The following is a 4,901-nucleotide window of genomic DNA, read 5'->3' as shown; positions in this document are numbered from 1 at the left end:
AAAGTCGCTGAAACGCGATGTTGAACTTTGAAAACTRAACGAAACAAACAACGTGAAACGTCAATTTTTATTTTTAGATGCTAGACAAACTAACTTTATTGGAGAGTTTGATCCTGGCTCAGGATGAACGCTGGCGGCGTGCCTAATACATGCAAGTCGAGCGAATGGATTGAGAGCTTGCTCTCAAGAAGTTAGCGGCGGACGGGTGAGTAACACGTGGGTAACCTGCCCATAAGACTGGGATAACTCCGGGAAACCGGGGCTAATACCGGATAAYATTTTGAACTGCATGGTTCGAAATTGAAAGGCGGCTTCGGCTGTCACTTATGGATGGACCCGCGTCGCATTAGCTAGTTGGTGAGGTAACGGCTCACCAAGGCAACGATGCGTAGCCGACCTGAGAGGGTGATCGGCCACACTGGGACTGAGACACGGCCCAGACTCCTACGGGAGGCAGCAGTAGGGAATCTTCCGCAATGGACGAAAGTCTGACGGAGCAACGCCGCGTGAGTGATGAAGGCTTTCGGGTCGTAAAACTCTGTTGTTAGGGAAGAACAAGTGCTAGTTGAATAAGCTGGCACCTTGACGGTACCTAACCAGAAAGCCACGGCTAACTACGTGCCAGCAGCCGCGGTAATACGTAGGTGGCAAGCGTTATCCGGAATTATTGGGCGTAAAGCGCGCGCAGGTGGTTTCTTAAGTCTGATGTGAAAGCCCACGGCTCAACCGTGGAGGGTCATTGGAAACTGGGAGACTTGAGTGCAGAAGAGGAAAGTGGAATTCCATGTGTAGCGGTGAAATGCGTAGAGATATGGAGGAACACCAGTGGCGAAGGCGACTTTCTGGTCTGTAACTGACACTGAGGCGCGAAAGCGTGGGGAGCAAACAGGATTAGATACCCTGGTAGTCCACGCCGTAAACGATGAGTGCTAAGTGTTAGAGGGTTTCCGCCCTTTAGTGCTGAAGTTAACGCATTAAGCACTCCGCCTGGGGAGTACGGCCGCAAGGCTGAAACTCAAAGGAATTGACGGGGGCCCGCACAAGCGGTGGAGCATGTGGTTTAATTCGAAGCAACGCGAAGAACCTTACCAGGTCTTGACATCCTCTGAAAACCCTAGAGATAGGGCTTCTCCTTCGGGAGCAGAGTGACAGGTGGTGCATGGTTGTCGTCAGCTCGTGTCGTGAGATGTTGGGTTAAGTCCCGCAACGAGCGCAACCCTTGATCTTAGTTGCCATCATTAAGTTGGGCACTCTAAGGTGACTGCCGGTGACAAACCGGAGGAAGGTGGGGATGACGTCAAATCATCATGCCCCTTATGACCTGGGCTACGAGAGTTTGTAACACCCGAAGTCGGTGGGGTAACCTTTATGGAGCCAGCCGCCTAAGGTGGGACAGATGATTGGGGTGAAGTCGTAACAAGGTAGCCGTATCGGAAGGTGCGGCTGGATCACCTCCTTTCTATGGAGAATTGATGAACACTGTTCATCAATATAAGTTTCCGTGTTTCGTTTTCGTTTAGTTTTGAGAGTTCAATTAAGTATTGACTCTTAAATGAGGATATGATATAAATAAATCCTGCAATTTGTATGGGCCTATAGCTCAGCTGGTTAGAGCGCACGCCTGATAAGCGTGATTTTAGTTTGGTTAAGTTAGAAAGGGCGCACGGTGGATGCCTTGACACTAGGAGTCGATGAAGGACGGGACTAACGCCGATATGCTTCGGGGAGCTGTAAGTAAGCTTTGATCCGAAGATTTCCGAATGGGGAAACCCACCATACGTAATGGTATGGTATCCTTGCCTGAATACATAGGGTAAGGAAGACAGACCCAGGGAACTGAAACATCTAAGTACCTGGAGGAAGAGAAAGCAAATGCGATTTCCTGAGTAGCGGCGAGCGAAACGGAACATAGCCCAAACCAAGAGGCTTGCCTCTTGGGGTTGTAGGACATTCTATACGGAGTTACAAAGGAACGAGGTAGACGAAGCGACCTGGAAAGGTCCGTCGTAGAGGGTAACAACCCCGTAGTCGAAACTTCGTTCTCTCTTGAATGTATCCTGAGTACGGCGGAACACGTGAAATTCCGTCGGAATCTGGGAGGACCATCTCCCAAGGCTAAATACTCCCTAGTGATCGATAGTGAACCAGTACCGTGAGGGAAAGGTGAAAAGCACCCCGGAAGGGGAGTGAAAGAGATCCTGAAACCGTGTGCCTACAAATAGTCAGAGCCCGTTAATGGGTGATGGCGTGCCTTTTGTAGAATGAACCGGCGAGTTACGATCCCGTGCGAGGTTAAGCTGAAGAGGCGGAGCCGCAGCGAAAGCGAGTCTGAATAGGGCGTTTAGTACGTGGTCGTAGACCCGAAACCAGGTGATCTACCCATGTCCAGGGTGAAGTTCAGGTAACACTGAATGGAGGCCCGAACCCACGCACGTTGAAAAGTGCGGGGATGAGGTGTGGGTAGCGGAGAAATTCCAATCGAACCTGGAGATAGCTGGTTCTCCCCGAAATAGCTTTAGGGCTAGCCTTAAGTGTAAGAGTCTTGGAGGTAGAGCACTGATTGAACTAGGGGTCCTCATCGGATTACCGAATTCAGTCAAACTCCGAATGCCAATGACTTATCCTTAGGAGTCAGACTGCGAGTGATAAGATCCGTAGTCAAGAGGGAAACAGCCCAGATCGCCAGCTAAGGTCCCAAAGTGTGTATTAAGTGGAAAAGGATGTGGAGTTGCTTAGACAACTAGGATGTTGGCTTAGAAGCAGCCACCATTTAAAGAGTGCGTAATAGCTCACTAGTCGAGTGACTCTGCGCCGAAAATGTACCGGGGCTAAATACACCACCGAAGCTGCGAATTGATACCAATGGTATCAGTGGTAGGGGAGCGTTCTAAGTGCAGTGAAGTCAGACCGGAAGGACTGGTGGAGCGCTTAGAAGTGAGAATGCCGGTATGAGTAGCGAAAGACGGGTGAGAATCCCGTCCACCGAATGCCTAAGGTTTCCTGAGGAAGGCTCGTCCGCTCAGGGTTAGTCAGGACCTAAGCCGAGGCCGACAGGCGTAGGCGATGGACAACAGGTTGATATTCCTGTACCACCTCTTTATCGTTTGAGCAATGGAGGGACGCAGAAGGATAGAAGAAGCGTGCGATTGGTTGTGCACGTCCAAGCAGTTAGGCTGATAAGTAGGCAAATCCGCTTATCGTGAAGGCTGAGCTGTGATGGGGAAGCTCCTTAYGGAGCGAAGTCTTTGATTCCCCGCTGCCAAGAAAAGCTTCTAGCGAGATAAAAGGTGCCTGTACCGCAAACCGACACAGGTAGGCGAGGAGAGAATCCTAAGGTGTGCGAGAGAACTCTGGTTAAGGAACTCGGCAAAATGACCCCGTAACTTCGGGAGAAGGGGTGCTTTCTTAACGGAAAGCCGCAGTGAATAGGCCCAAGCGACTGTTTAGCAAAAACACAGGTCTCTGCGAAGCCGTAAGGCGAAGTATAGGGGCTGACACCTGCCCGGTGCTGGAAGGTTAAGGAGAGGGGTTAGCGTAAGCGAAGCTCTGAACTGAAGCCCCAGTAAACGGCGGCCGTAACTATAACGGTCCTAAGGTAGCGAAATTCCTTGTCGGGTAAGTTCCGACCCGCACGAAAGGTGTAACGATTTGGGCACTGTCTCAACCAGAGACTCGGTGAAATTATAGTACCTGTGAAGATGCAGGTTACCCGCGACAGGACGGAAAGACCCCGTGGAGCTTTACTGTAGCCTGATATTGAATTTTGGTACAGTTTGTACAGGATAGGCGGGAGCCATTGAAACCGGAGCGCTAGCTTCGGTGGAGGCGCTGGTGGGATACCGCCCTGACTGTATTGAAATTCTAACCTACGGGTCTTATCGACCCGGGAGACAGTGTCAGGTGGGCAGTTTGACTGGGGCGGTCGCCTCCTAAAGTGTAACGGAGGCGCCCAAAGGTTCCCTCAGAATGGTTGGAAATCATTCGTAGAGTGCAAAGGCATAAGGGAGCTTGACTGCGAGACCTACAAGTCGAGCAGGGACGAAAGTCGGGCTTAGTGATCCGGTGGTTCCGCATGGAAGGGCCATCGCTCAACGGATAAAAGCTACCCCGGGGATAACAGGCTTATCTCCCCCAAGAGTCCACATCGACGGGGAGGTTTGGCACCTCGATGTCGGCTCATCGCATCCTGGGGCTGTAGTCGGTCCCAAGGGTTGGGCTGTTCGCCCATTAAAGCGGTACGCGAGCTGGGTTCAGAACGTCGTGAGACAGTTCGGTCCCTATCCGTCGTGGGCGTAGGAAATTTGAGAGGAGCTGTCCTTAGTACGAGAGGACCGGGATGGACGCACCGCTGGTGTACCAGTTGTTCTGCCAAGGGCATAGCTGGGTAGGCATGAAGCCCCCCTCAAGATGAGATTTCCCATAGCGTAAGCTAGTAAGATCCCTGAAAGATGATCAGGTTGATAGGTTCGAGGTGGAAGCATGGTGACATGTGGAGCTGACGAATACTAATAGATCGAGGACTTAACCATATAATATGAAGCAATGTTATCTAGTTTTGAARGAATATAAAAAACTTGTTGACTTTAAAAGTTAAATAAGTTAYRATGATTCTTGTCTTAAATGAATACAGTCTGGTAATGATGGCAGAGAGGTCACACCCGTTCCCATACCGAACACGGAAGTTAAGCTCTCTAGCGCCGATGGTAGTTGGGACCTTGTCCCTGTGAGAGTAGGACGTTGCCAGGCTATTTATATCATCGCGGGGTGGAGCAGCACGGTAGCTCGTCGGGCTCATAACCCGAAGGTCGCAGGTTCAAATCCTGTCCCCGCAACCAAATGGTCCCGTGGTGTAGTGGTTAACATGCCTGCCTGTCACGCAGGAGATCGCCGGTTCGACCCCG

1 tRNA gene and 3 rRNA genes are annotated in these 4,901 nt (G+C 51.0%); all 4 read left to right on the top strand.

The window, feature by feature from the left end:
• Positions 1 to 95 precede the first annotated feature (95 nt).
• The 4 genes from AC1DMU_RS29395 to AC1DMU_RS29380 all read left to right on the top strand — a co-directional run bounded on the left by AC1DMU_RS29395 (position 96) and on the right by AC1DMU_RS29380 (position 4,835).
• Positions 96 to 1,459: ribosomal RNA gene (locus AC1DMU_RS29395) — 16S ribosomal RNA — on the top strand.
• A gap of 184 nt (positions 1,460 to 1,643) precedes the next feature.
• Positions 1,644 to 4,529, top strand: a 23S ribosomal RNA gene (locus tag AC1DMU_RS29390).
• 101 nt (positions 4,530 to 4,630) lie between these two features.
• Positions 4,631 to 4,746 (top strand): 5S ribosomal RNA (rrf, locus tag AC1DMU_RS29385).
• Together the 16S, 23S and 5S rRNA genes with 1 tRNA gene alongside form the textbook arrangement of a ribosomal RNA operon.
• Positions 4,747 to 4,758: 12 nt before the next feature.
• Positions 4,759 to 4,835: transfer RNA gene (locus AC1DMU_RS29380), tRNA-Met, on the top strand.
• The last annotated feature ends 66 nt before the right edge of the window (positions 4,836 to 4,901 follow it).

The organism is Bacillus sp. 01N45 (assembly GCF_056399205.1).
This window is presented reverse-complemented; position numbering and strand designations above follow the sequence as displayed.